Origin of the sequence: Streptomyces sp. MK7, from assembly GCF_032658145.1 — a bacterium.
GTDB lineage: Bacteria > Actinomycetota > Actinomycetes > Streptomycetales > Streptomycetaceae > Streptomyces > Streptomyces spiralis.
In genome coordinates, this window is record NZ_JAVACL010000026.1 from 62,664 (window position 1) to 88,293 (window position 25,630).

Annotated in this window: 22 protein-coding genes and 2 pseudogenes; 8 read left to right on the top strand and 16 right to left on the bottom strand. The window is 72.4% G+C overall.

The genetic code is table 11. The annotated features are described in order from the left end of the window. Positions 1 to 2: 2 nt before the first annotated feature. The 12 genes and pseudogenes from R2S09_RS25610 to R2S09_RS25660 all read right to left on the bottom strand — a co-directional run bounded on the left by R2S09_RS25610 (position 3) and on the right by R2S09_RS25660 (position 12,081). A complete protein-coding gene (locus R2S09_RS25610) occupies positions 3 to 1,142 on the bottom strand; it encodes a polyprenyl synthetase family protein (RefSeq protein ID WP_306192191.1) in 1,140 nt (379 codons plus the stop codon). Then, a pseudogene (gene hpnE, locus R2S09_RS25615) lies at positions 1,139 to 2,653 on the bottom strand (hydroxysqualene dehydroxylase HpnE); the annotation flags it as partial. The pseudogene hpnE and the gene R2S09_RS25610, both read right to left, overlap by 4 nt. Then, complete coding sequence (locus R2S09_RS40640) at positions 2,647 to 2,787, bottom strand: DUF6380 family protein (RefSeq protein ID WP_399144640.1); 141 nt, start codon at positions 2,785 to 2,787, stop codon at positions 2,647 to 2,649. The gene R2S09_RS40640 and the pseudogene hpnE, both read right to left, overlap by 7 nt. Continuing rightward, entirely contained in the window at positions 2,787 to 3,737 is a 951-nt protein-coding gene (gene hpnD, locus R2S09_RS25620) for a presqualene diphosphate synthase HpnD (protein ID WP_306192189.1), read from the bottom strand. The genes R2S09_RS40640 and hpnD overlap by 1 nt, the downstream gene beginning before the upstream one ends. Then, positions 3,734 to 4,630 carry a squalene synthase HpnC gene (gene hpnC / locus R2S09_RS25625; RefSeq protein ID WP_306192188.1) on the bottom strand — a complete coding sequence of 299 codons (897 nt, stop codon included), beginning with the start codon at positions 4,628 to 4,630 and terminating at the stop codon, positions 3,734 to 3,736. Before hpnC ends, hpnD begins: the two co-directional genes overlap by 4 nt. 359 nt (positions 4,631 to 4,989) lie before the next feature. Continuing rightward, the gene (locus tag R2S09_RS25630; RefSeq protein ID WP_306192187.1) at positions 4,990 to 5,802 is read right to left on the bottom strand and encodes an ABC transporter ATP-binding protein; all 813 of its coding nucleotides are present in this window, start codon (positions 5,800 to 5,802) and stop codon (positions 4,990 to 4,992) included. Beyond that, positions 5,795 to 6,724 (bottom strand): ABC transporter permease, encoded by a 930-nt coding sequence (locus tag R2S09_RS25635; protein ID WP_306192186.1) that lies wholly within the window; start codon positions 6,722 to 6,724, stop codon positions 5,795 to 5,797. Before R2S09_RS25635 ends, R2S09_RS25630 begins: the two co-directional genes overlap by 8 nt. Before the next feature lie 103 nt (positions 6,725 to 6,827). Next, on the bottom strand, positions 6,828 to 7,673 hold the full coding sequence (locus R2S09_RS25640; RefSeq protein WP_372337822.1) for a glycosyltransferase family 2 protein: 846 nt from the start codon (positions 7,671 to 7,673) through the stop codon (positions 6,828 to 6,830). 44 nt (positions 7,674 to 7,717) lie between these two features. After that, positions 7,718 to 8,497: a CDP-alcohol phosphatidyltransferase family protein gene (locus R2S09_RS25645; RefSeq protein WP_306192184.1), complete on the bottom strand. Its 780-nt coding sequence runs from the start codon at positions 8,495 to 8,497 to the stop codon at positions 7,718 to 7,720. After that, positions 8,475 to 9,536: an iron-containing alcohol dehydrogenase family protein gene (locus R2S09_RS25650; RefSeq protein WP_306192183.1), complete on the bottom strand. Its 1,062-nt coding sequence runs from the start codon at positions 9,534 to 9,536 to the stop codon at positions 8,475 to 8,477. The genes R2S09_RS25645 and R2S09_RS25650 overlap by 23 nt, the downstream gene beginning before the upstream one ends. Then, positions 9,524 to 10,276, bottom strand: coding sequence for a phosphocholine cytidylyltransferase family protein (locus tag R2S09_RS25655; RefSeq protein WP_316743492.1), 753 nt, complete (start codon positions 10,274 to 10,276; stop codon positions 9,524 to 9,526). Before R2S09_RS25655 ends, R2S09_RS25650 begins: the two co-directional genes overlap by 13 nt. Beyond that, positions 10,273 to 12,081, bottom strand: a complete 1,809-nt coding sequence (locus tag R2S09_RS25660) for a DUF5941 domain-containing protein (RefSeq protein WP_306192181.1) — start codon at positions 12,079 to 12,081, stop codon at positions 10,273 to 10,275. The genes R2S09_RS25655 and R2S09_RS25660 overlap by 4 nt, the downstream gene beginning before the upstream one ends. 301 nt (positions 12,082 to 12,382) lie before the next feature. Here R2S09_RS25660 and galE point away from each other — a divergent pair, with 301 nt between their 5' ends. From galE to idi, 3 genes are all read left to right on the top strand, one after another. Further along, on the top strand, positions 12,383 to 13,354 hold the full coding sequence (gene galE / locus R2S09_RS25665; RefSeq protein ID WP_306192180.1) for a UDP-glucose 4-epimerase GalE: 972 nt from the start codon (positions 12,383 to 12,385) through the stop codon (positions 13,352 to 13,354). 139 nt (positions 13,355 to 13,493) lie between these two features. Then, entirely contained in the window at positions 13,494 to 14,426 is a 933-nt protein-coding gene (locus R2S09_RS25670) for a cation diffusion facilitator family transporter (RefSeq protein ID WP_306192179.1), read from the top strand. 211 nt (positions 14,427 to 14,637) lie between these two features. After that, positions 14,638 to 15,228 (top strand): isopentenyl-diphosphate Delta-isomerase, encoded by a 591-nt coding sequence (idi, locus tag R2S09_RS25675; RefSeq protein ID WP_030168821.1) that lies wholly within the window; start codon positions 14,638 to 14,640, stop codon positions 15,226 to 15,228. Between the two features lie 123 nt (positions 15,229 to 15,351). On the opposite strand, the gene R2S09_RS25680 is transcribed toward idi, so the two are convergent. Continuing rightward, entirely contained in the window at positions 15,352 to 15,855 is a 504-nt protein-coding gene (locus R2S09_RS25680) for an ATP-binding protein (RefSeq protein ID WP_316743537.1), read from the bottom strand. A gap of 263 nt (positions 15,856 to 16,118) precedes the next feature. On the opposite strand from R2S09_RS25680, the gene R2S09_RS25685 reads away from it, so the two are divergent. Next, a complete protein-coding gene (locus tag R2S09_RS25685; RefSeq protein WP_316743494.1) occupies positions 16,119 to 16,874 on the top strand; it encodes an enoyl-CoA hydratase/isomerase family protein in 756 nt (251 codons plus the stop codon). Positions 16,875 to 17,138: 264 nt separating this feature from the next. Here the strand turns inward: R2S09_RS25685 and R2S09_RS25690 are convergent. Continuing rightward, positions 17,139 to 17,327 (bottom strand): annotated as a pseudogene (locus R2S09_RS25690) (DJ-1/PfpI family protein); the annotation flags it as partial. Between the two features lie 401 nt (positions 17,328 to 17,728). Here R2S09_RS25690 and R2S09_RS25695 point away from each other — a divergent pair. Continuing rightward, positions 17,729 to 17,860 carry an LPFR motif small protein gene (locus tag R2S09_RS25695; protein WP_316743538.1) on the top strand — a complete coding sequence of 44 codons (132 nt, stop codon included), beginning with the start codon at positions 17,729 to 17,731 and terminating at the stop codon, positions 17,858 to 17,860. 153 nt (positions 17,861 to 18,013) lie between these two features. Continuing rightward, positions 18,014 to 20,383, top strand: a complete 2,370-nt coding sequence (locus tag R2S09_RS25700; RefSeq protein WP_316743496.1) for a Tex family protein — start codon at positions 18,014 to 18,016, stop codon at positions 20,381 to 20,383. A gap of 498 nt (positions 20,384 to 20,881) precedes the next feature. Here R2S09_RS25700 and R2S09_RS25705 read toward each other — a convergent pair whose 3' ends face one another. After that, positions 20,882 to 21,094, bottom strand: a complete 213-nt coding sequence (locus R2S09_RS25705; protein WP_316743497.1) for a hypothetical protein — start codon at positions 21,092 to 21,094, stop codon at positions 20,882 to 20,884. A 105-nt stretch (positions 21,095 to 21,199) separates the two neighbouring features. Continuing rightward, positions 21,200 to 22,840, bottom strand: a complete 1,641-nt coding sequence (locus tag R2S09_RS25710; protein ID WP_316743498.1) for an ABC-F family ATP-binding cassette domain-containing protein — start codon at positions 22,838 to 22,840, stop codon at positions 21,200 to 21,202. 94 nt (positions 22,841 to 22,934) lie between these two features. Between R2S09_RS25710 and R2S09_RS25715 the strand changes: the two genes are divergently transcribed. Together R2S09_RS25715 and R2S09_RS25720 are read left to right on the top strand one after the other, a co-directional pair. Next, positions 22,935 to 23,900: an FAD-dependent oxidoreductase gene (locus tag R2S09_RS25715; RefSeq protein ID WP_306192173.1), complete on the top strand. Its 966-nt coding sequence runs from the start codon at positions 22,935 to 22,937 to the stop codon at positions 23,898 to 23,900. Positions 23,901 to 24,088: 188 nt separating this feature from the next. Further along, positions 24,089 to 25,582: a M1 family metallopeptidase gene (locus R2S09_RS25720; RefSeq protein ID WP_316743500.1), complete on the top strand. Its 1,494-nt coding sequence runs from the start codon at positions 24,089 to 24,091 to the stop codon at positions 25,580 to 25,582. Positions 25,583 to 25,630: the final 48 nt, after the last annotated feature.

Consider the following 25,630-nt stretch of genomic DNA (forward strand, 5'->3'; position numbering starts at 1 on the left):
GATCATCTCTTTCGTACGACGACGAAGTCGGCGAGCGCCGTGAACGCGGCCCGTACCCGGTCGGGCATGTCGACGGCGTCGAGGGCTTCGATGGCGATGGTGTGCTGGCGGCGCGCCTCCTCGGCCGTCCACTCGCGGCCGCCCGCCTCCTCGATGAGGGCGGCGCGGGCCGCGAACTCCTCCTCGGAGAAGTTCTCGAAGTCGCTGCTCTTGGCGTCGGCGGCGAGGATCTCGCCGAGCCGCTCGGAGGCTTCTCCGCCCGCCGCGAGGGCGGCCACGACCGGCAGGGACTTCTTGCGCTGGCGCAGGTCGCTCCAGGTCTGCTTGCCGGTGGCGTCCGGGTCGCCCCAGATGCCGAGGAGGTCGTCGACGGCCTGGAAGGCCAGGCCGAGGTGGTAGCCGTACTTCTCCAGCGTGTCGGCGGTGGCGTCGTCCGCGCCGCCGAGCACCGCGCCGATGGAACAGGCGCAGGCGAGCAGGGCGCCGGTCTTGTTGCCCTCCATCTCCAGGCACTCGGCGACGCTGACCCGGTCGCGGTGCTCGTAGGAGATGTCCTGGGCCTGACCGTCGATCAGGGCGCGGGTGGCGCTGGTCAGCCGGCGGGTGGCGCGGCCGGCCTCGACGGTGCCGAGCTCCAGCAGGACCTCGTTGGCCAGCGCGAACAGGGCGTCGCCGACGAGGATGGCCTGGGCGGGGCCGTGCACCTTCCAGACGGTGTCGCGGTGGCGGCGCTGTTCGTCGCCGTCCATCAGGTCGTCGTGCAGCAGCGAGAAGTTGTGGACGAGTTCGACGGCGACCGCGCCCGGCACGCCGGCCTCGGGGGCGGCGCCGGTGACCTCGGCGGAGAGCACGGCCAGGGCGGGGCGCACGGCCTTGCCGCCGTCCCCGTGCGCCGGGTTGCCCGCGGCGTCGATCCAGCCGAAGTGGTAGGCGGCAACGGTGTCCATGGGAGGGGCCAGTCGGTCGACGGCGGCCCGCAGGACCGGCGTGGCCAGGGTCCGGCCGCGCTCCAACAGCGCGGTCACGTCCACCGCGGTCCTCCGAGCGGCCGTCGGGGCCGGGGACTCAGTGGGCACAGTCTCTCCTCTTGTCGCGGTGCCGGAGGTGCGGGGGCCTGCCGCGGGTTGCTGGTCGACCTTCATCGGATCCCCCCTCGCACGGACGCTCCGGTCACGTCCGGGCGTCGGCCGGGAGGCCGGGGGATGTCTCCCGGCGAGGGCCGGGAGGCCGTCTCCTCGAACGCGAAGAGACGGCTCGGTCGGGGCCGGCCCAGGGCGCCCAGCGCGGCGTCCGCCGCGCCGACACCACTGCGGACCGCACTCTCCATGGTCGCGGGCCACCCGGTGGCGGTCCACGCTCCGGCCAGGTACAGGCCGGGGGCCTTGGTGCGGGCGCCGGGCCGCAGCCGCCCGACGCCGGGGGACGGGGCGAACGTCGCCGTGCGCTCCCGGGTCACGAAGAAGTCGAGCACCTCGGCGTCGCGTGCGGTGGGCAGCATCCGCCTCAGCTCGGGCAGATAGCGCTCGCGCAGCACGGCGACGGGCGCGTCGATCTCGTCCTGGGCCACCGACTGGGACAGCGCCAGGTACTGACCGCGCTTCAGCCCGGAGGCCTCGGTGCGGTCGAAGACCCACTGCACGGGGGTGCCGAGGGCGGCGACGAAGGGCCGGGCGAGCACCTTGCGGTCGTAGACGACGTGGACGTTGAGGATCGGCGCGGTGCCGATGTCCAGCAGCCGCTCGGGGGCGTCCAGGGCGCCCGGCGGCAGCAGGTCGTACGCCTCGCGCTGCGGTACGGCGAGGACGACCGCGTCGGCGTCGATCCGCTCGCCGGGAACCTGAACGCTCCAGCCGCCGTTTTCGTTTGTGGAGACGGAGGTGACGCGTGAACGGACCTCGGTACGAACGCCCGCGGAGTCGAGCGCCTTGCGGGCCAGACGGTCGTGCAGTTCGCCCAGCGGGACGCGGGCCCAGCCGATGTCGGCCGCTCCCGGGTCGGACAGCAGACCGGTCTTGAACACCATCGCGGCCAGCCCCAGTGAGGCGTCGGAGGCGACCGCGTTGAGGGTGGCGACCCCTACGAGGTCCCACAGTGCCTCGACGGCACGCGCCGACTGGCCGTGCGCGGTCAGCCAGCTGCCGAAGTCCTGGGCGTCCAGGGCCGGGTCGGCCGGGTCGAGGGCCTTCAGGGCGAGCGCGGCACGCCCGACGCGGGCGCGCTCGGCCAGGGACAGGTGCGGGTAGGTGGCGAGGCTGCGCCCCAGGTGCAGGGGTACGGGCAGCGCGTCGCGCCGCAGTCTGCCGAGCCTGCGTCCCTCGGGCCGGTCCAGGTCGAGGACGGGCACGTCGAGGCGGTCCTGCAGCGGGGCGAGCGCGGCACCGCCGATGCGGTCGAGGAACCAGCGGTAGGCGGTGCAGCAGCGCAGGTACACGTGCTGGCCGTTGTCGACGGTGAGGTCGCCGCGCCGGAAGGAGAAGGCGAGGCCGCCCAGGCGAGGCCGGCCCTCCAGCAGGGTCACGCGCACACCGGCGTCGGCGAGCGCGAGAGCGGCGGTCAGGCCAGCCAGTCCGCCGCCGATCACCACCGCATGCCGTCCGGAGGGCGCTGAGGCCGTGGTGAGGCCGGCGTCCGGTCGTGTGCCGTCGGTCATCGCGCGCCCTCCCCTGTGCGTCCGCCGCGGTGCGCGGGTGCGCCGCGGCCGGCCGTCGCCGTCAGTGACGCGGTCCGGGTCCGCGGGGTTGCCCACGGGTCGCCGGCCGGGGTGCCGGTCCGGATGCGCTCGGCCATCAGGCGCGCCTCCTGAGGGTCTGCCGGGTCACGTGCCGGGTGTCCAGTCCGGACAGCCCGCGGACGGCGACGTACGCCTTCTCGCGTCCGGGCAGGGAGACCCGGCCGCGCAGCACGGCCTCCGGATCGCGCTCGATGCGGTCGAGCAGGCGGCGGTAGATGCCGGCCATGGCGGCCACGCATGCCCCGCTGCGCCGGTCCAGCATGGGCAGCAGCTGGTAGCCCTCGGCGAACAGGGCGCGGGCGCGCCGTACTTCGAAGTGGACCAGGCCGGCGAAGTCGGAGCCCTCCGGCGGGGTCGGGCCGTGGAATCCGGCCGAGCAGCCGAACTTGGCCAGGTCGTCGGCCGGCAGGTAGGTGCGGCCGCCCGCGGCGTCCTCGCGGATGTCTCTGAGGATGTTGGTCAGTTGCAGCGCCAGGCCGAGCGTGTCGGCGTACTCGGGGGCGCGTTCGGCGCCGCGCGCGCCCGGTTCGGTGCCGAAGACGCCGAGCGAGAGCCGTCCGATGGCGCCGGCCACGCAGCGGCAGTAGACCTTCAGGTCGTCCCAGGTCTCGTAGGTCTCGCCGCGCACGTCCTTCAGGACGCCGTCGATGAGTTCGTCCAGGCCGCCGAGCGGGATCGGGAAGGCGCGCGAGGCGTGGGCGAGGGCGACCGCGACGGGGTCGGTGTCGTCGTCCTCGACGGCGCCGTCGCGGATGCGGTCGAGCAGCGCCCGTGTGTCCTGCAGCCGGGCGACCTTGACCTCGTCCGCCAGCGCGCCGTCACCGATGTCGTCGACGCGCCGGGAGAACGCGTACAGCGCGGACATCGCGCGGCGCTTGGGCGTGGGCAGCAGCCTGATGCCGTAGGCGAAGTTGCGGGCCTGCTGTCCGGTCACGGCCTCGCAGTAGCTGTAGGCGGCGAGTACCGGTGCGGACGCGTGCTGTTCCGACTCCACGGCCCGGATCACCCCTCTCCTCGCAGAGTCACGCCCACCTCGCGCAGCAACTGGACCTTGCCGGGCTTGGGCGGGCCGGGAAGTACGTCGTATTCGGCGGCGGCGATCGCGCCGATCGCCGCCCTTCCCCCCGCCACGAACCCTGCGAGCAGCAGCTTCAACCTGCCGTGGACGCTACCCACCAGGGGGGCGCCTTCATTCAGGAGTTCACGGGCGCGTTCCGCTTCGTAGGCGACCAGGGCGCGCACCGATGCGCCCGCCGTGGGCGCGGCGAGATCCGCCTCCTGGACGTGAAAGCGTTTCATGTCCGCGGCGGGCAGGTAGACGCGGTCGCGGCCGAGGTCCTCCTTGACGTCCTGGAGGTGCTCGGCGATCTGCAGGGCGGTGCAGATCGCGTCGGACCGGCGGATCCGCTCGGGGGTGGAGGTTCCGGTGACGGCGAGGACGAGGCGGCCGACGGGGTTGGCGGACAGTTCGCAGTAGGCGAGGAGGTCGTCGTAGGTCTCGTAGCGGGAGACGAGCTGGTCCTGGCGGTTGGCGGCGATCAGGCCGAGGAACGGCTCGGGGCTCAGCGCGCGGCGACGGACGGTGGGCTGGAGCCGGCGCAGCAGGGGGTGGCGCGGCGTGCCGCCGAAGACCCGGCGCAGATCGGTCTCGAAGGCGTCGAGCAGGACCAGCCGGTCCGAGGCCTCCTCGGGCGACACGCCGAGCAGGCGGGCGTCGGCGCCGCCGGGGGCCAGATCGCCGTCGCCGATGTCGTCGACCAGTCGGGCGAAGCCGTAGACGGCCATGAGGTCGAGGCGCCAGTCACGGGGCAGGAAGAACGGTGCCACGGGGAAGTTCTCGCCCGCGGCCTTGTCTAGGGTGGCGCGCTCCGGGTGGAGCGCCGCTGTTGTTCGCGTCATCGTCCGCTGCCCGGGGCGTGGACGGCACATGCTGCGTTGAGCTGGGGAGTTTCCGTAGCCATTGCCGTCACATCTCCCGTTCTACACTGCCGACCCAACACACACTATTTCGGACACGCCGCCCGGCCGCCCGGGCGGCGGCCCTGGCGGAGGGTGTCGCGCATTATCTCCCCACTTGCCGCTTTCCGGGACCGGTACAGCTTACGTTGTACAACGCAGCGAGCCTCACGGGGGTGTCCCGCAGATCACAACAACACACCGATCGATGTCAAGATTCCTTGGCTCCACGGGAGTTGACCTTTCCTTTGCAGACGCCGGGCCCCACCGGAACAGTTCCAGTGGGGCCCGTGAGGCGCGGACTACTTGCCCGTGAACTTCTCGTACTCCTTCAGCACCTCTTCGGTGGGCCCGTCCATGCGGAGTTCCCCGCGCTCCAGCCACAACACCCGGTCGCAGGTGTCCCGGATCGACTTGTTGTTGTGGCTGACCAGGAAGACGGTGCCGGCCTCCTTGCGCAGCTCCCGGATCCGCTCCTCGGACCGCCTCTGGAAGGCGCGGTCACCGGTGGCCAGCGCCTCGTCGATCATGAGGACGTCGTGGTCCTTGGCGGCGGCGATGGAGAACCGCAGCCGGGCCGCCATGCCGGAGGAGTACGTCCGCATCGGCAGCGTGATGAAGTCGCCCTTCTCGTTGATGCCGGAGAAGTCGACGATCTGCTGGTAGCGGGACCTGATCTCCTCGCGGGACATGCCCATGGCGAGACCGCCCAGGATGACGTTGCGCTCACCGGTGAGGTCGTTCATCAGCGCCGCGTTCACACCGAGCAGCGAGGGCTGGCCGTCGGTGTAGACCCTGCCCTTCTCGGCGGGCAGCAGGCCGGCGATGGCACGCAGCAGGGTGGACTTGCCCGAGCCGTTGGAGCCGATCAGACCGATGGCTTCGCCGCGGTAGGCGACGAAGGACACGCCCTTCACGGCGTGCACCTTGCGCACGCCCCGCGCCGAGTCGGCGGGGCCCCGCTTGACGATGCGGCTGAGGGCGGCGGTGGCGCTGCCCTTGCCGGACTTGGCACCGTTGACGCGGTAGACGATGTGCAGCTCGTCCGCGATGACGGTGGGCACCCGTGCCCCGTCCCTGCGCGCGGCGTCCCTGCCGGACCTCTGCTCAGCCACGGCCGTACCTCTCCTCCGCCTTCCAGAAGTACACGAAGCCGCCCACGAAGACGACCACGGCCCAGAACAGGGCGAGTCCCCACACGTGCGGCGGGAGGTGCGAGGCGCCGTAGCCGTCGATCAGCGCGAAGCGCACGAGGTCCATGTAGACCGCGGCGGGGTTGGCCTGCATCGCGCGGATCACCCACTCCGGCTTGCCGGCCAGCATGCCGCTGATGGAGAACATCACGCCCGAGGCGTACATCCAGGTGCGCATGATGAACGGCATCAGCTGGGCGAGGTCGGGGGTCTTGGCCCCCATCCGGGCCAGGACCAGGGCCAGGCCGGAGTTGAACAGGAACTGCAGCACCAGCGCCGGCACGATCAGCAGCCACGACAGGCGCGGGAAGTTGCCGAACCCGACCGCGACGAGGAACACCACGATCATCGAGAACAGCAGCTGCTGGAGCTGCTGGAGCGCGAACGAGATCGGCAGGGAGGCGCGCGGGAAGTGCAGCGCGCGCACCAGGCCGAGGTTGCCGGAGATGGCCCGCACGCCCGCCATGACCGAGCTCTGGGTGAAGGTGAACACGAACACACCGATCACCAGGAACGGGATGTACGTGTCGTGGCCCATGCCCCGGCTGGCCTTGAGGATGACGCCGAAGATGAAGTAGTAGACGGCCGCGTTCAGCAGCGGGGTGGCCACCTGCCAGACCTGGCCGAGCTTGGCCTGGCTGTACTGGGCGGTCAGCTTCGCCTGGGAGAAGGCCAGGATGAAGTGGCGCCGGCCCCACAGCTGGCGTACGTACTCCATGAGCGGGGGCCGGGCGCCGCTGACGGACAGCCCGTACTTGGCGGCGAGCCGGGCCGCCGGGAGTCCCTCGTCGGGCGACGGCGCCGCGCCGAGGGCGACGCCGCCGTCATGCGTTGTCTCACTCACAAGTGGATACTTTCGTCTTCGAGATGCGCAGCCCGTGCGGGCCACGGGCCTGGCGCGAGCACGGCCGGCGGTGGCCGGCCGGTGCTCCCAGGGAACGAGCTTGTCAGATGACCGGCGGCCGGCCCAGTCGGGTGAGCCGCCACACCGTACGCCACTTCATGGGCCGGCGCGGCCCGCACGGCGCGGTCCACCCCTCCCTGAAGCCCCCGAACCAGGCCTTCAGGGCCGGGCGCGAGGGGCGGCGGGCGAGGGTGAGCAGCAGCCAGACTCCCAGGTAGACCGGCACCAGCGGGGCCGGGAGGTTCCGGCGGGCCAGCCAGACCCGGTTGCGGGCGACCAAGCGGTGGTAGACCGCGTGCCGCGAGGGCGCTGTCGCCGGGTGGTACAGCACCATGTCCGACCGGTAGTCGATCATCCAGCCCGCGTCGAGGGCCCGCCAGGCCAGGTCGGTCTCCTCGTGCGCGTAGAAGAACTCGTCCGGCAGGCCGCCGACGTCCGCGAAGACCTTCGTACGGACGGCGTTGGCGCCGCCGAGGAAGGTGGTGACCCGGGAGGAGCGCATCGGGTCGGAGGCCCGCAGCCGCGGCACATGGCGGCGCTGGGTCTGCCCGGTCTCCGGGTCGGCGATACGGAAGCTGATGATGCCCAGCTCCGGATCGGCCGCGAACGCCCGACGGCACAGCTCGGCGGTGTCGTGCCGGGCGAGCAGGCCGTCGTCGTCGAGGAACAGCAGGATGTCGACGTCGCGGCCGCCCGGGCCGAAGGCCTCGATGCCGACGTTGCGGCCACCGGGGATGCCCAGATTCTCGGGCAGCTCGATGGTCCGGACGCCCTCGGGGACGTCCGGCACGGGCGAGCCGTTGCCGACGACCACCACCTCGACCGGGTCGCCGTCCTGCTTGGCGACCGAGTCGAGCAGTGCCCTGAGCTCGTCGGGACGGTTGCCCATGGTGATGACGACGGCCCCGACCTTCGGCGACCTGGCCACGGCGCTCACCGCAGCCTGCTGGAGGCGAGGATGGACACCAGGTGCAGCAGCGTCTGCACCAGCGCGATGCCGGCCAGCACCGCGGTCCCGAGCCGCGTGAAGAACAGATCCCCCCGGGCCTGGTCGACGATCGCGAGGACCAGGATCAGCAGCGAGGCCTCGATCCCGAGGATCAGCCGGTGGAACTTCAGCGCCGCCGCGGCCCGGCGGGCCAGCGCCATCCCGGACGAGCGCGGCTCGGCCGCGGCCTCCTTCACCGGCGGCAGCCCGCCCTGATGGCGGGCGACGCCGACGAGGTCGGTCTCGGCCTTGATCAGGATCGCGCCGAGCGCGGCCAGGGTCCCCAGGAAGGCCCACAGCCAGTCGATCCGCCCGCCTCCCCACAGGTCGGCGGCGCGCAGCCCCAGCCCGACGAGGACCGCCGCGTCGGTGAGATACGCCCCGACCCGGTCGAGATAGACGCCGCCGAGCGAGAACTGCTGCTTCCAGCGCGCCACCTCACCGTCGACGCAGTCCAGCAGCAGGTACAGCTGGACCGCCACCACGCCGAGCACGGCGCCCCAGATCCCCGGCACCAGCAGGGCCGGGGCCGCCAGGACGCCGAACACGGTCATCAGGTAGGTGAGCTGGTTGGGCGTGACCGTGGTGCCCACCAGGTAGCGGTCGATCCGCAGGGACACCTCGCGCATGTAGAGGCGTCCCGCCCAGTGTTCGCCGCTGCGCCGGTCCTTGACCCCCGCGGGGTGGACGACCGGTCTGAGTTCAGCTACCGATGGCCTTGACATAGTCGGCGTAGAGGTCCTTGATCTGGTCGGTCTTCAGGTCGAGGTGTTCGAGGATCGTGTAGCGGCCGGGCCGGGTCTCCGGGGCGAACTCCACGACGCGGACGAACTCGTCCACGGTGAAGCCGATCTCCTCCGGCAGCACGGGCAGCCCGTGGCGGCGCAGCACATCGACCATGAAGGCCGACTCCTCGTGGGCCCCGCGCAGGTACATCGCGAAGGCCGCGCCCAGTCCGCACTGCTCGCCGTGGCTCGCGGCGCGCTGCGGGTACAGCAGGTCGAAGGCGTGGTTGATCTCGTGGCAGGCCCCGGAGGACGGCCGTGAGTCTCCCGACACCGACATGGCGATGCCGCTGAGCACCAGCGCCTCGGCGAGCACCTGCAGGAAGCCGTTGTCGCCGATGCCGCCCGGGTGGCGCAGCACCGCCTCGCCGGCCTGCCGGGCCATGGCGGCGGCGAGGCCGTCTATCTTCTCGCCGTTGACCCGGTTGGCCAGCTCCCAGTCCGCGACCGCGGAGATGTTCGAGACGGCGTCCCCGATGCCGGAGCGCACGAAGCGCGCCGGTGCCTCGCGGATCACGTTCAGGTCGATGACCACCGCGATCGGGTTCGGCACGCCGTACGAGCCGCGGCCCGCGTCGTTGTCGAGGGTGGCGACCGGAGAGCACAGGCCGTCGTGGGCGAGGTTCGTGGGCACGGCGACCAGCGGCAGGCCGACGCGCGCGGCGGCGAACTTGGCGCAGTCGATGATCTTCCCGCCGCCGAGGCCGACCACGGCGTCGTAGCGGCCGGACTTCATCTGGCCGGCCAGCCGGATGGCGTCGTCGAGGGTGCCGCCGCCGACCTCGTACCAGGTGGCACCGGGCAGCGACGGGGCGATCTGCTCGCGCAGCCGGGCGCCCGAGCCGTTGCTGACCGCGACGGCCAGGCGCCCCGAGTGCGAGACGCGCTCGTCGGCGAGCACGCTCGCCAGGTCGTTCAGGGCGCCCGGACGGATGTCGACGGCGACCGGCGTCGGAATGAGCCGGGTCAGTACTGGCACGCGATCTCCCGGCCCTTGGCGAGGTCGTCGTGGTTGTCGATCTCGACCCACTTCACGTCGCCGATCGGGGCCACGTCGATCTTCAGGCCGCGGTTGACGAGCTCCTGGTAGCCGTCCTCGTAGTACAGCTGCGGGTCGCGCTCGAAGGTCGCCTTCAGCGCGTCGGCCAGCTCCCCGGCCGCCTCGCCCTCGATCAGCGTGACGCCGATGTACTCGCCGGTCGCCTCGGCCGGGTCCATCAGCTTGGTGATCTTCCGGGCGCCCTTGTCGGGGTCGACGACGACCTTCATCTCCTCGTCGGCGAGCCGCTTGACCGTGTCCAGGGCCAGGATGATCTTCTTGCCGTCGCCGCGGGCGGCCAGCAGGGTCTTCTCGACGGAGACCGGGTGGACGGTGTCGCCGTTGGCGAGGATCACGCCGTCCTTCAGGGCGTCACGGCCGCACCACAGGGAGTAGGCGTTGTTCCACTCCTCGGCCTTGTCGTTGTCGATCAGGGTGAGCTTCACCCCGTACTTCTGCTCCAGGGCCGCCTTGCGCTCGTACACGGCCTCCTTGCGGTAGCCGACGATGACGGCGACCTCGGTCAGGCCCACCTCGGCGAAGTTGCCCAGCGTGAGGTCCAGCACCGTCAGGCTGTCCTCCGTGCCCTCGGGCCCCACCGGCACCAGCGCCTTGGGCAGGGTGTCGGTGTAGGGGCGCAGGCGCCGTCCGGCGCCGGCCGCCAGCACGAGGCCGATCATGCGGGTTCTCCTTCGTCGTGTACAGCGGGCGCCCCTGCGGACACCCAGAAGCGGATGCTCTCGGTGAGCACCACCACGGCCACGAGCACGGCGAGAGCCGTGAGCGCGACCTTGAACTGAGCAGCGGTGAGCAGTGCGGCAAGCACGGTGACGAGCAACGTCCGCCCCTCCTGCCCCCCTATGGCGCGCACCAGCAGGGCCGGTGGCGCTCCGGCGTCGCCGCGGATGCGGTACACCGTGTCGTAGTGATGGTAGGCGACGGCCGCAACCAGCCCGAAAGCCGCCGGCAGGGCTCCGTTCACGTCGGCTTCGGCGGCCAGTGCCAGCACGGTGCCGTATTCGGCGGCGCGGAAGAACGGCGGGACCAGCCAGTCCAGGGTGCCCTTGAGGGGGCGCGCGACGGCGAGGGCCGAGGTGAGGACGTACACGACGGCGCCGAGGACCGGCCAGGGGCCGCCGAAACCGGTCAGGGCGGCGGTGCCGGTGACGGCGAGGCCGCCGAGGAGGGCGGCGGCCGGCGGGACGAAGCCGGGCAGCCGGCCGGCGGCCCTGCCGAACAGACGGCTCAGGCCCTCGGTCAGCAGTCCGCCGTCGGCGAGGTCGGCGAGCGCCTCCGCGGCGCGGTCGGTGCGGGTGGCCCTGCGGGCCACCGAGCGCAGGACGCGGCCCGCGGCCGTGTACGCGGCCGCGAAGGCGCAGCCGATGAGCAGCGCGTAGAAGGTGATGCGGGGGGTGGTGGCCGCCGTGAGGATCGCGATCATCGCCCAGCGCTCGCCGATGGGCAGGACGATCATCCGGCGCAGCCAGACCGTCCAGCCGACGCTGTCGAGCTTGTCGGAGAGGGCGGCGGTGGGGCTGGTGTTGGCGGTGGCGTCGTGGTTGGCCTCGGTGAAGGAGAAGTCGACCACGTGCCGGCAGGACTGCAGGACCATGGCGCCGAGCGCGAGGGCCCACACGTCGTCGCCGCCGCGGGCGGCGCCGAGGGCGAGTCCGGCGTAGTAGGCGTACTCCTTGGCCCGGTCGAAGGTGGCGTCCAGCCAGGCGCCGAGGGTGGAGTACTGCAGCGAGTAGCGGGCGAGCTGTCCGTCCGTGCAGTCCAGGACGAACGAGGCGATCAGGAGCACTCCGGCGGCGACGAACCCGCCGCGGGTGCCGGTGGCGGCGCAGCCGGCCGCTATGAGCGCGGTGAGCAGGGACGCGGTGGTGACCTGGTTGGGGGTCAGGCCGCGGCGTGCGCACCAGCGGGCGATGTAGCGCGAGTACGGGCTGATGAAGAAGGTGGTGAAGAAGCCGTCGTGGGCCTTGACGGCCGACTTCAGGCGGACCGCCTCGTCGTCCACGGCGGCGACGGCCTGCCGTGCCTCGTTGCGGGCCTGCGGGTCGGCGGGGACGACGGCGACGAGGCTGCCGAGTACGGGGTGGTGCACGCCGGCGCCGTCGGCCTCCAGGGCGGCGGTGATCCGGTCGGCGAGGCTGTCGACCGCGACCGCGGTGCCGCCGCCGGCGGAGTTCTCCCGGGCCATCGCGCGGGTCAGCGCCTGCCGGCCGTCCGGCTGCGCCGTCACGGCGCCGGGGACGGCGGCGAGCGGGTAGCGGGGGTCGGTCAGCCCCAGGCGCAGGGCGTGCGGATGGCCGACGAACCCGGCGTCGACGACGGCGACCCGCTGGTCGCCGGGCACCCGCGCGAGCAGGGTCTCGGCGGCGGAGACGTCGACGGCGATCCGCACGTCGAAGCCGAGGGACCGCAGATCGTCCTCGATCGACGATCCGGGCACCGGCCGGCCGGTGAGGATGGCGGTCGACAACCGAACTCACTCCCTGGTGCCGACGCGTCCGCGCCGGTCATGTGCATGGTGGGGGGCGCCGTTGGCCTGATGGCACCCGGGCGGCATGTCGGCAGAGGCTATCGGATACCCGGAAGCCCTCGTTCACCGGCCGTTCACGGGCCGATCGACGGGGCGTGCCGCAGGCCTTGGCCGCGATCATCATCGTCGATCGGGAGGTCGGGCCACAAGCTCCGTACGAGATCAGGCATACCTCCGCATATGTCCACCGCCGGCCCCTGCTTCCCGGATCGGACGAGGGTCCGGAATAGGGTGGACGACCATGACATGGCTGATCACCGGCGGAGCCGGGTACATCGGGGCACATGTGGCCAGGGTCATGGCCGGGGCCGGGGAACGGGTGGTCGCGCTCGACGACCTGTCGGCCGGGCACGCGGCGCGACTTCCGGCGGACGTACCGCTCGTCCGGGGGTCGTCGCTGGACCGGCAGCTGCTCAAGCGGGTGCTGGCCGAGCACGAGGTGACCGGTGTGGTGCACCTCGCCGCGCGCAAGCAGGTCGCCGAGTCGGTGGCGGAGCCGGCCCGCTACTACCAGGAGAACGTCGGCGGCCTCGCGATCCTGCTCGACGCGGTGGCCGAGGCCGGAATCCGGCGCCTGCTGTTCTCCTCCTCCGCGGCCGTCTACGGCAACCCGGACGTGGACCTCATCACGGAGGACACCCCGTGCGCCCCGGTGAACCCCTACGGTGAGACGAAGCTCGCCGGGGAGTGGCTGGTCAGGGCGGCGGGGCAGGCGCACGGCATCGCGACCACCTGTCTGCGCTTCTTCAACGTGGCCGGCGCCGCCGCCCCGGAACTCGCCGACACCGGTGTCTTCAACATCGTGCCCATGGTCTTCGACCGTCTCACCCGTGGTGAGGCCCCGCGGATCTTCGGCGACGACTACCCGACGCCGGACGGCACGTGCGTGCGCGACTACATTCACGTGGCCGACCTCGCCGACGCGCACCTGGCAGCCGCCCGGCGGCTCGCCGGCCCGGACGTCACCGGCGATCTGACGCTGAACGTCGGGCGCGGTGAGGGCGTGTCGGTGCGTGAGCTGATCGCGGTCGTCGGCGAGGTCACCGGGGACCGGCGGGCACCACTGGTCGAAGGCCGCCGCCCGGGGGACGCGCCACGCGCCGTCGCCTCGGCCGAGCGGGCCGCCGCGGAGCTGGGCTGGCGGGCACGGCGCGGGGTACTCGAGATGGTCTCCTCGGCGTGGCGGGGGTGGAGGCTGCACCACGGCGGCTGAGCGGTCACGCGTCCTGACCTGCGCTTCGTTTACGCAGGTCAGGGCTCATGACAACGGTGTTCAGTGCCGCGTTGCCCGATACCCCCCACCCGTAGTTCACTGTGATCCCGGGACGGAACACAGGAGGGCGGTCAGTCTCATGGGGGCCGGTCACGACCACGGGCACACACACGGCGCGGGCGGTACGGTCGCGGCGGCGCACCGCGGCACGCTGCGCGTCGCGCTGGGGATCACGCTCGCCGTGATGGTGGTGGAGATCGTCGGTGGTGTGCTCGCGGACTCGCTCGCGCTGGTCGCGGACGCCGCCCACATGGCGACGGACGCCCTCGGGCTCGGCATGGCGCTGCTGGCGATCCACTTCGCGAACCGGCCGCCGAGCCGGAACCGCACCTTCGGCTACGCGCGGGCCGAGATCCTCGCCGCGCTCGCCAACTGCCTGCTGCTGCTCGGCGTCGGCGGCTACGTCCTGTACGAGGCCGTCCAGCGGTTCCTGTCCCCGGCCGGCACCCATGGCGGGCTGATGATCGTGTTCGGTCTGTTCGGCCTGGTGGCGAACTCGGTCTCCCTGACGCTGCTGATGCGCGGCCAGAAGGAGAGCCTGAACGTGCGCGCCGCGTTCCTGGAGGTCGCCGCGGACGCGCTCGGCTCGCTGGCGGTCATGATCTCCGCGGCGGTGATCCTGCTCACCGGCTGGCAGGCCGCCGACCCCATCGCCTCCCTCGCCATCGGCCTGCTGATCGTGCCGCGCACCGTCAAGCTGCTGCGCGAGACCCTCGAAGTGCTGCTGGAGGCGGCCCCGAAGAACGTCGACATGGCCGAGGTACGGGCGCACATCCTGGCCCTGGGCGGCGTCGAGGACGTGCACGACCTGCACGCCTGGACGATCACCTCCGGCCTTCCGGTGCTGTCCGCGCACGTGGTCGTCAGCTCCGAGGTGCTCAGCGCCATCGGCCACGAGAAGCTGCTGCACGAGTTGCAGGGCTGCCTCGGCCACCACTTCGACGTGGAGCACTGCACCTTCCAGCTGGAGCCGAGCGGGCACGCGGAGCACGAGGCGCGCCTGTGCCACTGAAGCCGTGTTCGGGTCGTACCGGAGATGCCCGGACGGTTCCGGGCGGGCCCGGCCGGGCACGATCACTTACCGGATCCCGCTTCCGGCGTCCCACCGGTGACGGCCGCCGCCCACGGCTGCGGCGTGGGACATGCGGGTGTGCCGGGAAGTGCCGGGAGTGCCGGATTCGTGCGGCAGACTTGGGGCTCGAGGACCGATGTGAAGGATGGGTATGCCGATCACACCTGCCACCGCGACGCACAGCTCGTCGAACGGGACCGCGGACGCGATCTTGCTGGAACTCGTCGACGAGGACGGCGTGACGATCGGCACCGCGGAGAAGCTCGCCGCCCATCAGCCGCCGGGGCGGCTGCACCGCGCCTTCTCCGTGTTCCTTTTCGACGAGCACGGCCGGCTGCTGCTCCAGCAGCGGGCGCTCGGCAAGTACCACTCCCCGGGGGTCTGGTCCAACACATGCTGCGGCCACCCCTACCCGGGCGAGGCGCCCTTCGCGGCGGCGGCCCGGCGGACCTACGAGGAGCTCGGGGTCTCCCCCTCGCTGCTGGCCGAGGCGGGCACCGTCCGCTACAACCACCCGGACCCGGTGTCGGGTCTGGTGGAGCAGGAGTACAACCACCTCTTCGTCGGCCTGGTGCAGGCCGCGCTGCGGCCGGACCCGGAGGAGGTCGGCGCGACGGCGTTCGTGACGCCCGCGGAGCTCATGGAGCGGCACGCCACGGAGACGTTCTCGTCCTGGTTCATGACGGTGCTGGACGCCGCGCGTCCCGCGATCAGGGAGCTGACGGGCCCGGCGGGCTGGTGAGCGCACGGGGCGGAACACTCACCGGACCGGGGGAAGCGGTCACCGGACCGAGGGGCACGGTCACGCGACCGGGTGGCGCGGTCACTCGACCGGATGGCGTGGTCACAGAACGAGGTGGCGTGGTCACAGGACGGGTTTGAGCGGCAGGGCGGCCCAGATCACCTTGCCGCCGCTCGCCGTGTGCTCCACGTCGCAGACCCCGCCCGCCTCCCGGGCGATCTCCCGGACCAGCAGCAGTCCGCGCCCGCCGGTGCGTCCGTGGTCGGTCTCCAGCGCGGTCGGCCGGTAGGGGTGGTTGTCCTCCACGGACACCCGCAGCCACTCGGCGCCGACGGCGACCTCCACCGCGAGCATCGGTGACAGCACCGCCGCGTGCCGCACGGCGTTCGTGACCAGTTCGGACACGATCAGCAGCAGCCCGTGGACCAGGTCGTCCGAGGCCGGTACCCCCTGGCGGCGCAGCAGGTCCCGCACGGCGTGCCGGGCCTGCGGGACCGAGGCGTCGACGGCGGGCGCGGTGAACCGCCAGACCCCCTCGTACGGCGGCGGATCCGGCGGCGGGGCGTCCAGGTAGGCCTCCGCGCCACCCGCTGGGCGCGGCCCGTCGCCGCGCCCGTGGTTGTCCATCGCCCAGTCGCCGCCCTCGCGCTCGATTGTCACCACACGTCGAGTGTTGGTAACGCGGCGCCCGGCCCCAAGGACTGAACGCAAGTCGGCTGGTTTCCAGCACTTTCCGACCGTTTGCGCATCACTGCGTCGCCGCGGCGACCGTTTCCGCCCGGTCCGCGCCGCCTTCGGGAACTCTTCGGGTTGTACGTGCCGTCATCGCCCCGCCCCGGCCCGGCACCCCCTGTGAGCAAGCGCTTGGCCGGGCGGATAGCATCCGGCCCATGGAGCCCCAGTTGTCCCACCGGGTCGCCGGCTCGGTCGCCACCGTCGTCGTCCGCCATCCGGCCAAGCGCAACGCCATGACGGCCGCGATGTGGCGGGCGCTGCCGCCGCTGCTGGACGGGCTGGCCCGTGACCCGGCGGTACGGGCGCTGGTGCTGACCGGGGAGGGCACGACCTTCTGCGCGGGTGCCGACATCTCCACGCTCCAGGGCTCGCCACAGGAGGCACAGGGGCTGTCGGTGGCGGCCGAGGAGGCCCTCGCCGCGTTCCCCAAGCCGACGCTCGCCGCCGTGCGCGGTCACTGCGTCGGCGGCGGCGCCCAGCTCGCGGCGGCCTGCGACCTGCGGCTGGCCGAGGAGGGGGCGCTGTTCGGGGTGACCCCCGCGAAGCTCGGCATCGTCTACCCGGCGTCCTCCACCCGGCGGCTGGTGTCGCTGGTGGGGCCGGCCACCGCGAAGTACCTGCTGTTCACCGGCGAGCTGATCGGCACGGAGCGGGCGCTGCGCACCGGACTCGTCGACGAGGTGCTGCCCGAGGGCGAACTGGACAAGCGCGTCGCCGAGCTGACCCGGATCCTGGTGTCCCGTTCCCAGCTGACCCAGGCCGCGGCCAAGGAGTTCGCGAACGGCCGGACGGACCGGGACGCGCACTGGGTCGAACAGGCGGCCGGCAGCGGCGACACCTCCGAGGGGGTCGCCGCGTTCCTGGAGGGCAGACGGCCGCGCTTCAGCTGGAGAGTGCCTACGACAGGATGAAGCGGCTCCTGGGGCGCCACTCCTCGACGAGGCGGGCCGGCGCCTTGCGCGGGGAGCCCGCGTCTAAGGGGTCCTTGCACTATGAGCGTCCGATCAGGTCGCGTGGTCTGGTGCTGGGGGTACCTCCCACGCCGTTCAGGCAGTGGGGGAGCATCGCAAGGCGCCGGAGCGCCCTGGTAGCGGAGCTACCAGGGCGTTTCGGCAACGCGGCGAGGTGCGGTGCCAGGCCGCGCGACCCGGGCGGGCATAGTGCAAGGACCCCTAAGGCGGTTGCGGGTCGTACTCGGTCAGCAGCTGGACGGACATGGCGTAGTCGTCGCCCGCGAGGGTGCCCAGCGGGGTCAGGCCCATGTCGATGCCGGAGGACACGCCGGCCGCGGTGACGTACTTGCCGTCGACGGCCACCCGCTCGTCCGCCGGTTCGGCCCGGAGGAGGGCGTCATGGCGGAGCCATGGCAACCGACGACAACGCGGCGAGGTGCGGTGCCAGACCCCGCGAGCCCGGCGTGATCCAAACGAAAGGCCCCAGGTCCCCGGGCTGTGCCGCTCGGCACCGGAGAAGACCTCCACGGGTCCGGTGACGTCCAGGCTCTGCACGCCGTCGAAGAGGACGACGAGGAGGGTTCGCTGCGCCGTGGCTCCGGTCCTTCGCGGCCCCGCCGATGGCGGCAACGGCGGATTTCCCACCTTTCCTGCCATGCGCGACGTGGTCCCCGACCTCATGCACGACGTGATGGGCGTCGTGACGGACGACGTGATGCGCGCGCATGACTCATGGTCCCGGCGGTACCCGTGCCTGTCCGGTCCCCTCCGGACCGGAGCAGGAAGGAACCCCAGAAGGAAGGGAGATGTCCGTGTTCCGTGCCATCGCAGATGTGCTGCGGCAGATCGGTGCGGCGATCGCCACGGTGGTCACGCTGCCGTTCCGCGCCCTGGCCCGGCTCTTCGGCGGAGCGTCCGCCACGGCACGCCGCAGCGGGGCGTGACCGGCCCGGAGCGGCCCGCGGGGCGGCCCGCTGCCCAGAAGCGGGCGCCGGGCCGGGGATCCGCCCCGCCGGGCCGCGCCCTGTCCGCCCGGTTGTCGGTGGGGCCTGTCACAATTGCCGCGCAAGTCGAAGCGGAGAAGGCGGTACGGGAACGTGACGACACCCGGGTCCCTCGTAGCAGGGTCCATCGAAGGCAGGATCGCCGAGGAGCTCGGCGTACGGGAGCGGCAGGTGAAGGCCGCCGTGGAGCTGCTCGACGGCGGTTCGACGGTGCCCTTCATCGCCCGCTACCGCAAGGAAGCGACCGAGATGCTCGACGACGCGCAGCTGCGCACGATCGAGGAGCGGCTGCGCTATCTGCGGGAGCTCGAGGACCGCCGGACGACGATCCTGGAGTCGGTGCGCGAGCAGGGCAAGCTCACCGACGAGCTTCAGGCGCGGATCCGGGGCGCCGAGACCAAGGCGCGGCTGGAGGACATCTACCTGCCGTACAAGCCCAAGCGGCGGACCAAGGCGCAGATCGCCCGCGAGGCGGGCCTGGAGCCGCTGGCGGAGGGCCTGCTCGGCGACCCGGCCGTGGAGCCGCTCGCCGCCGCGGCCGCCTTCGTGGACCCGGACAAGGGAGTGGCCGATCCGCAGGCCGCGCTGGAGGGGGCCCGGGCGATCCTCACCGAGCGGTTCTCGGAGGACGCGGACCTGATCGGCGAGCTGCGCGAGCGCATGTGGGTGCGCGGACGGCTGGCCGCCAAGGTGCGGGAGGGCAAGGAGGAGGCGGGCGCGAAGTTCGCCGACTACTTCGACTTCGCCGAACCGTTCACCGAGCTGCCCTCGCACCGGATCCTCGCGATGCTGCGCGGCGAGAAGGAGGAGGTCCTCGACCTCGTCCTGGAGCCGGAGGAGCCCACCGACGGCCCGTCGTCGTACGAGGGCATCGTGGCCAACCGGTTCGGGATCGCCGACCGTGGCCGGCCCGCCGACAAGTGGCTCACGGACACGGTCCGCTGGGCCTGGCGCACCCGGATCCTGGTCCACCTCGGCATCGACCTGCGCCTGCGGCTGCGTACGGCCGCCGAGGACGAGGCGGTGAACGTGTTCGCGGCCAATCTGCGCGACCTGCTGCTGGCCGCCCCGGCCGGCACCCGCGCGACGCTGGGCCTGGACCCGGGCTTCCGTACGGGTGTGAAGGTCGCCGTGGTGGACGCGACCGGCAAGGCCGTCGCCACGGACGTGATCCACCCGCACGTCCCGGCCAACCGCTGGGACGAGGCGATCGCCAGGCTGGCCCGCCTCGCCAAGGAGCACTCGGTCGATCTGGTCGCGATCGGCAACGGCACGGCGTCCCGGGAGACGGACAAGCTCGCCGGTGAGCTGATCAGCAGGCACCCGGAGCTGAAGCTCACCAAGGTGATGGTGTCGGAGGCGGGCGCGTCGGTGTACTCGGCGTCGCAGTACGCCTCGCGGGAGCTGCCGGACATGGACGTGTCGCTGCGTGGCGCGGTCTCCATCGCGCGCCGCCTGCAGGACCCGCTGGCCGAACTGGTCAAGATCGACCCGAAGTCGATCGGCGTCGGCCAGTACCAGCACGACCTGTCCGAGGTGAAGCTGTCCCGCTCGCTGGACGCGGTGGTCGAGGACTGTGTGAACGGCGTGGGCGTGGACGTCAACACAGCGTCCGTGCCACTGCTCGCGCGGGTCTCCGGCATCACCTCCGGGCTCGCCGAGAACATCGTGGCGCACCGGGACGCCAACGGGCCGTTCCGGTCCCGCGCGGAGCTGAAGAAGGTGCCACGGCTCGGCCCGAAGGCCTACGAGCAGTGCGCCGGCTTCCTGCGCATCCGCGGCGGCGACGACCCGCTGGACGCCTCCAGCGTGCACCCGGAGGCGTATCCGGTGGTCCGGCGGATGGTGAAGACCACCGGCCAGCAGGTGGCCTCACTGATCGGCAACACCGGGGTGCTGCGCTCGCTGAAGCCGGCCGAGTTCGTCGACGACACGTTCGGCCTGCCGACGGTCACCGACATCCTGCGCGAGCTGGAGAAGCCCGGCCGCGACCCGCGGCCCGCGTTCAGGACGGCCACGTTCAAGGAGGGCGTGGAGAAGATCTCCGACCTGTCTTCCGGAATGATCCTGGAGGGCGTGGTCACGAACGTGGCGGCCTTCGGGGCGTTCGTGGACGTCGGCGTCCACCAGGACGGTCTGGTGCACGTCTCGGCGATGTCGAAGACGTTCGTCAAGGACCCGCGGGACGTGGTCAAGCCGGGCGACATCGTCAAGGTGAAGGTGCTGGACGTCGACATCCCGCGCAAGCGGATCTCGCTGACGCTGCGCCTGGAGGACGAGGCGGCGCCGCAGGAGCGGCAGGGCGGCGGCGAGCGCCGGCAGCGCGGCGGCCGTCCGCCGCAGCAGCGCCAGGGCCGCGGTGGCGGCGGTGGCTCGCGCCAGGCGCCGCCGCCCGCCAACAGCGCGATGGCCGACGCCCTGCGCCGCGCGGGCCTGCTCGACTCGAAGAACGGCCGCCGCTGACGGCAACCGCCTGGGGCCGGAAACCGGCGCCGCCGGGGCCTGGCCCGCGAACCGGCGCCGCCGGGGCCCGCCGCGTGAGCGAGCGGTCCCGGCGGTGAGCCGTACCGGGCCGGGCGGGGCCCGGACGGTTCCGGCAGTCACGGCCCATACGGGCCCCAGGCCAGTCGGGCCCGGCCGGACGGTTCAGGCACCGGGCTTGGTGGAGACCCTCCGGGTGCGAGGCCGTCAGGACCGGTCCGCTCTCGTCCCATCAGGCCCGTCCCGGTCATCCCCGTCCCGGTCAGCCCCGTCCTGGCGGGTGGTATCCGGCCGGGATCGGCTCGACCGTGTCACGCGCCGACGATCATGTGCCGGTGAGGGCCGCGGCCGACGGCGGCCATGTGCCGACGACGGGCATGTGCCGGCGGCCGGCATGTGCCGACGGCGACCGTATGCCCGCGGCGGGCGAGGCGCGCATCGCGAGGCATGGGGCCGCCGCGGCCACGTGCCCGCGGGGCGTTACCGAGGGTGCGGGCCCGGTGGTAGGGCCGAATGCGGTCGCGGGGCCGCGTTGGCGGACGAGGGACCCAACTGGAAGGCGCCCGACGGCTGCCCCGTACGCATCACCTCGTCGAGTTCCCGGCGTACGCTCGTGGCCGCGTCACGCACTCGTGCGGGCACATCGCCGCGCTCGGCAACGAGTTGGTGGTAGATGGGGGCGTCTTGGAACATGGGCAACCAGGCCTTTCGGTCGGGAGTCTCGCTGCGCGAGGCAACGGTTGCCGAGTGTAAAGCCCCGCGTCCGCCGCGCTCATGGCACCCGGTGCCTCCGAGCGGCTAACGTTCGGTCACCTTGCCGTCGGCGACCTCCAGATGGCGGGTGGTCCGCACCGCCTGCAGCATGCGGCGGTCGTGGGTGACCAGCAGCAGCGTGCCCTCGTAGGACTCCAGGGCCGACTCCAGCTGTTCGATGGCCGGCAGGTCGAGGTGGTTGGTGGGTTCGTCCAGGACCAGCAGGTTGACGCCCCTGCCCTGGAGGAGGGCGAGGGCGGCCCGGGTGCGCTCCCCCGGCGAGAGGGTCGCGGCGGGACGCAGCACATGGCCGGACTTCAGGCCGAACTTGGCGAGCAGCGTGCGCACGTCCACCGGTTCGGCGTCCGGGACCGCCGCGCGGAAGGCCTCCAGCAGCGTCTCGGGGCCGTGGAAGAGGCGGCGGGCCTGATCGACCTCGCCTACCAGGACACCCGAGCCCAGGGCCGCGTGCCCCGCGTCCGGCGGGATCCGCCCCAGCAGGGCGGCCAGCAGCGTCGACTTTCCGGCGCCGTTCGCGCCGGTGACCGCGACCCGGTCCGCCCAGTCGATCTGCAGGGACACCGGGCCGAGGACGAAACTGCCGCGCCGCACCTCGGCGTCGCGCAGCGTGGCGACGACCGCGCCGGAGCGCGGGGCCGCCGCGATCTCCATGCGCAGGTCCCACTCCTTGCGGGGCTCCTCGACGACCTCCAGCCGTTCGATCATGCGCTGTGTCTGGCGGGCCTTGGCGGCCTGCTTCTCGCTGGCCTCGCTGCGGAACTTGCGGCCGATCTTGTCGTTGTCGTTGCCCGCCTTGCGCCGGGCGTTCCGCACGCCCTTGTCCATCCAGGCGCGCTGCATCTGCGCCCGGTCCTGGAGGGCCGCCTTCTTGTCCGCGTACTCCTCGTAGTCCTCCCGGGCGTGCCGGCGGGCCACCTCCCGCTCCTCCAGGTAGCCCGCGTAGCCGCCGCCGTAGAGGTTGATCTGCCGCTGGGCGAGGTCGAGTTCGAGGACCTTGGTGACGGTGTGGGCGAGGAACTCGCGGTCGTGGCTGACGACGACCGTGCCGGCGCGCAGCCCGGTCACGAAGCGTTCCAGCCGCTCCAGGCCGTCCAGGTCGAGGTCGTTGGTCGGCTCGTCGAGCAGGAAGACGTCGTAGCGGGAGAGCAGCAGGGACGCGAGGCCGGCGCGCGCCGCCTGGCCGCCGGAGAGGGACGTCATGGGCTGGTCGAGGTCGACGGCCAGACCGAGGGAGTCGGCGACCTCCTCGGCGCGCTCGTCGAGGTCGGCGCCGCCGAGGCCGAGCCAGCGCTCCAGGCTGCTCGCGTACCGGTCGTCCGCACCGGGGACCCCGTCGACGAGCGCCTGGGTGGCCTCGTCCATCGCCCGCTGGGCCTCGGCCACTCCGGTGCGGCGGGCCAGGAACCGGCGTACGGTCTCGCCCGGGCGGCGATCCGGTTCCTGCGGGAGGTGGCCGACGGTCGCCGCCGGCGGGGAGAGCGTGAGTTCGCCCTGCTCGGGCGCGTCCAGCCCGGCGAGCAACCTGAGCAGCGTGGACTTGCCCGCGCCGTTGGCACCGACCAGGCCGATCACATCGCCGGGCGCGACGACGAGGTCGAGCCCGGAGAACAGCGTGCGGTCACCGTGTCCGGCGGCGAGGTTCTTGGCGACGAGGGTGGCAGTCATCAGGTCGCCGATCCTAACGGGAGCGCCTGACGGGAGTGGTTCCGGCGCAGGGCCGGTGTCCGTGCGGCATGACGTGCTCCGCTACGGTCCCGGCATGGTTGGTGAACCGGGTGGACCGAGTGACGAGGTCGTGGTGGTCGGTGGCGGGGTCATCGGGCTGACCACCGCGATCGTGCTGGCCGAGGGCGGCCGGCGGGTGCGCGTGTGGACGAGGGAGCCGGCCGAGCGGTCGACCTCGGCCGTGGCGGGCGGACTGTGGTGGCCCTACCGGATCGAGCCGGACGCGCTCGTCGGGGAGTGGGCGCTCGACTCGCTGGCCGTGTACCAGGGCTTGGCCGCGCGTCCGGACGAGACGGGTGTGCGGATGGTCGAGGGGGTGCACGGCGAGACCCGGCCGGAGGCGCTCGGACCGTGGGCCGCGCGGGTGCCCGGGCTCCGGGTGGCACATGCCGGGGAGTACCCGGGGACGGCGCTGTGGGCGCGGCTGCCACTGATCGACATGTCGACTCATCTGCCCTGGCTGCGCGAGCGGCTGCTGTCGGCCGGCGGAGTGGTCGAGGAGCGCGCGGTGACGGATCTGGCCGCGGTCGACGCCCCGGTGGTGGTGAACTGCACGGGCCTGGGCGCCCGCGATCTCGTACCGGACCCCGGCGTGCACCCGGTGCGGGGACAGCTCGTGGTCGTGGAGAACCCGGGGATCACGACATGGCTGACCTCCGTCGACCAGGTGTCGCACTCCTCCACGTACTTCCTTCCGCAGCCGGGCGGACTGCTGCTCGGCGGTACGGCCGAGGAGGACGCCTGGTCCCTGACGCCCGACCCGGCGGTGGCCGAGCGGATCGTGGCGCGGTGCGCGGCGCTGCGGCCGGAGATCGCCGGGGCGCGGGTGCTGGAGCACCGGGTGGGGCTGCGTCCGGCGCGGCACGCGGTGCGGCTGGAGCGCGCGGAGCTGCCGGACGGCCGGGTGCTGGTGCACAACTACGGACACGGCGGGGCCGGGGTCACCGTGGCGTGGGGATGCGCGCGTGAGGCGGCCGCGCTGGCGAGTCCGGCGGCCTGAACGCACGAGCGCCCGGCCGGAGATCGGCCGCAGTCATGCGGAGATCGGCGGCGCCGATGCCGGGGAAGCACGGCACTCATGACGGCCGGATGACGATCGTGTGACCGCGGTGGCCATGGACATGCCTGCGGTCACAGGGACTCAATAGGCTCCGAACAGCCTTCGTCCACCTATGACTTGGAGCTGACGTGCACCGCAGAATCATCGTGCCGGGCGCACTGGCGGCGGCCTCCCTGCTGCTGGCGATCCCGGCATCGGCCGCGAGCTACTCCCCCGGCGCGCCGGGCATCGGCGACCCCTATTACCCGTACTACGGCAACGGCGGCTACGACGTCTCGCACTACGACCTGAGGCTGACGTACCGGCCCGCCACGGACGAGCTGGCGGGCACGGCGACCGTCTCGGCGCGGACCACGCAGGACCTGTCCAGCTTCGACCTGGACTTCCTGCTGGACGTCAGCGAGGTACGGGTCAACGGCGCGCGGGCCGCCTTCACCACCTCGGGGCAGCACGAACTGGTGGTCACGCCGAAGCACCCGCTGGCCAAGGGCACGCCGATCACGGTGGTGGTCCGCTACAGCGGGGTGCCGTCCACGAAGAGCGCGTACGGCTTCACGACCTGGCACCGCACCCCGGACGGCGCGGTGGCGGCGGACGAGCCCGAGGCCGCCTGGTGGTGGTTCCCGAGCAACGACCACCCCGGTGACAAGGCCACCTACGACGTGTCGGTGGCGGTCCCGGACGGCACGCGGGCGATCTCCAACGGCACGCTGCAGTCGACCAGCTCGCAGCGGGGCTGGACCCGCTACAACTGGCGCCAGAACAAGCCGCAGGCGACGTATCTGGCCACGCTCGCGCTCGGGAGGTTCGACATCACCACCGGCACCTCCGAAGGCGGCGTGCCGGTGATCAACGCCTACAGCAAGGACCTCGGCGACAACGACGGGGCGGCGCGGGCGAGCGTGGAGCGCACCGGTGAGATCGTCGACTGGCTGAGCGGCTATTTCGGGCCGTATCCGTTCAGCTCGGCGGGCGGCTATGTGCCGAACACGACGACCGGGTACGCGCTGGAGACCCAGACCCGCGTGTACTACAGCCCGAAGCAGTTCGCGAACGGATCCAACACCTCCGTGGTGGTGCACGAGCTGGCCCACCAGTGGTACGGCGACAGCGTGTCGCTCAAGGGCTGGAAGGACATCTGGATCAACGAGGGCTTCGCCCGCTACGCGCAGTGGCTGTGGTCGGAGCACGAGGGCGAGGGCACGGCACAGGAGCTGGCGGACTACGTCTACGCCTCGCACCCGGCCGACGACGCCTTCTGGACGGTGAAGCCCGGTGACCCGGGTCCGGACGACCAGTTCGACGTGGCGGTCTACGACCGGGGCGCCCTCGCCATCCAGGCGCTGCGCAACGAGATCGGCGACGAGGCGTTCTTCGCCGTCCTGAAGGGCTGGCCGCAGCAGCACGCCTACGGCAACGCCTCCGTGGCCGACTTCCAGAAGTACGCGGAACAGGTCTCGGGCCGGCCTCTGGCCGCGCTCTTCGACACCTGGCTGTTCCAGCCGCTGAAGCCGGCCGCCCCGGCGGCCCGCGCCGCGTCCCTCGCCGCGACGCCTGCGGCCGAGGGGCAGCCGAAGTCGTGGAAGAAGATCGAGGCGACGAACGACGTGCACGGCAGGTGAGTGAGGGCCGGACCGCCCGCCGGTCCACTCCGCCCCGGGCGGTCCGGC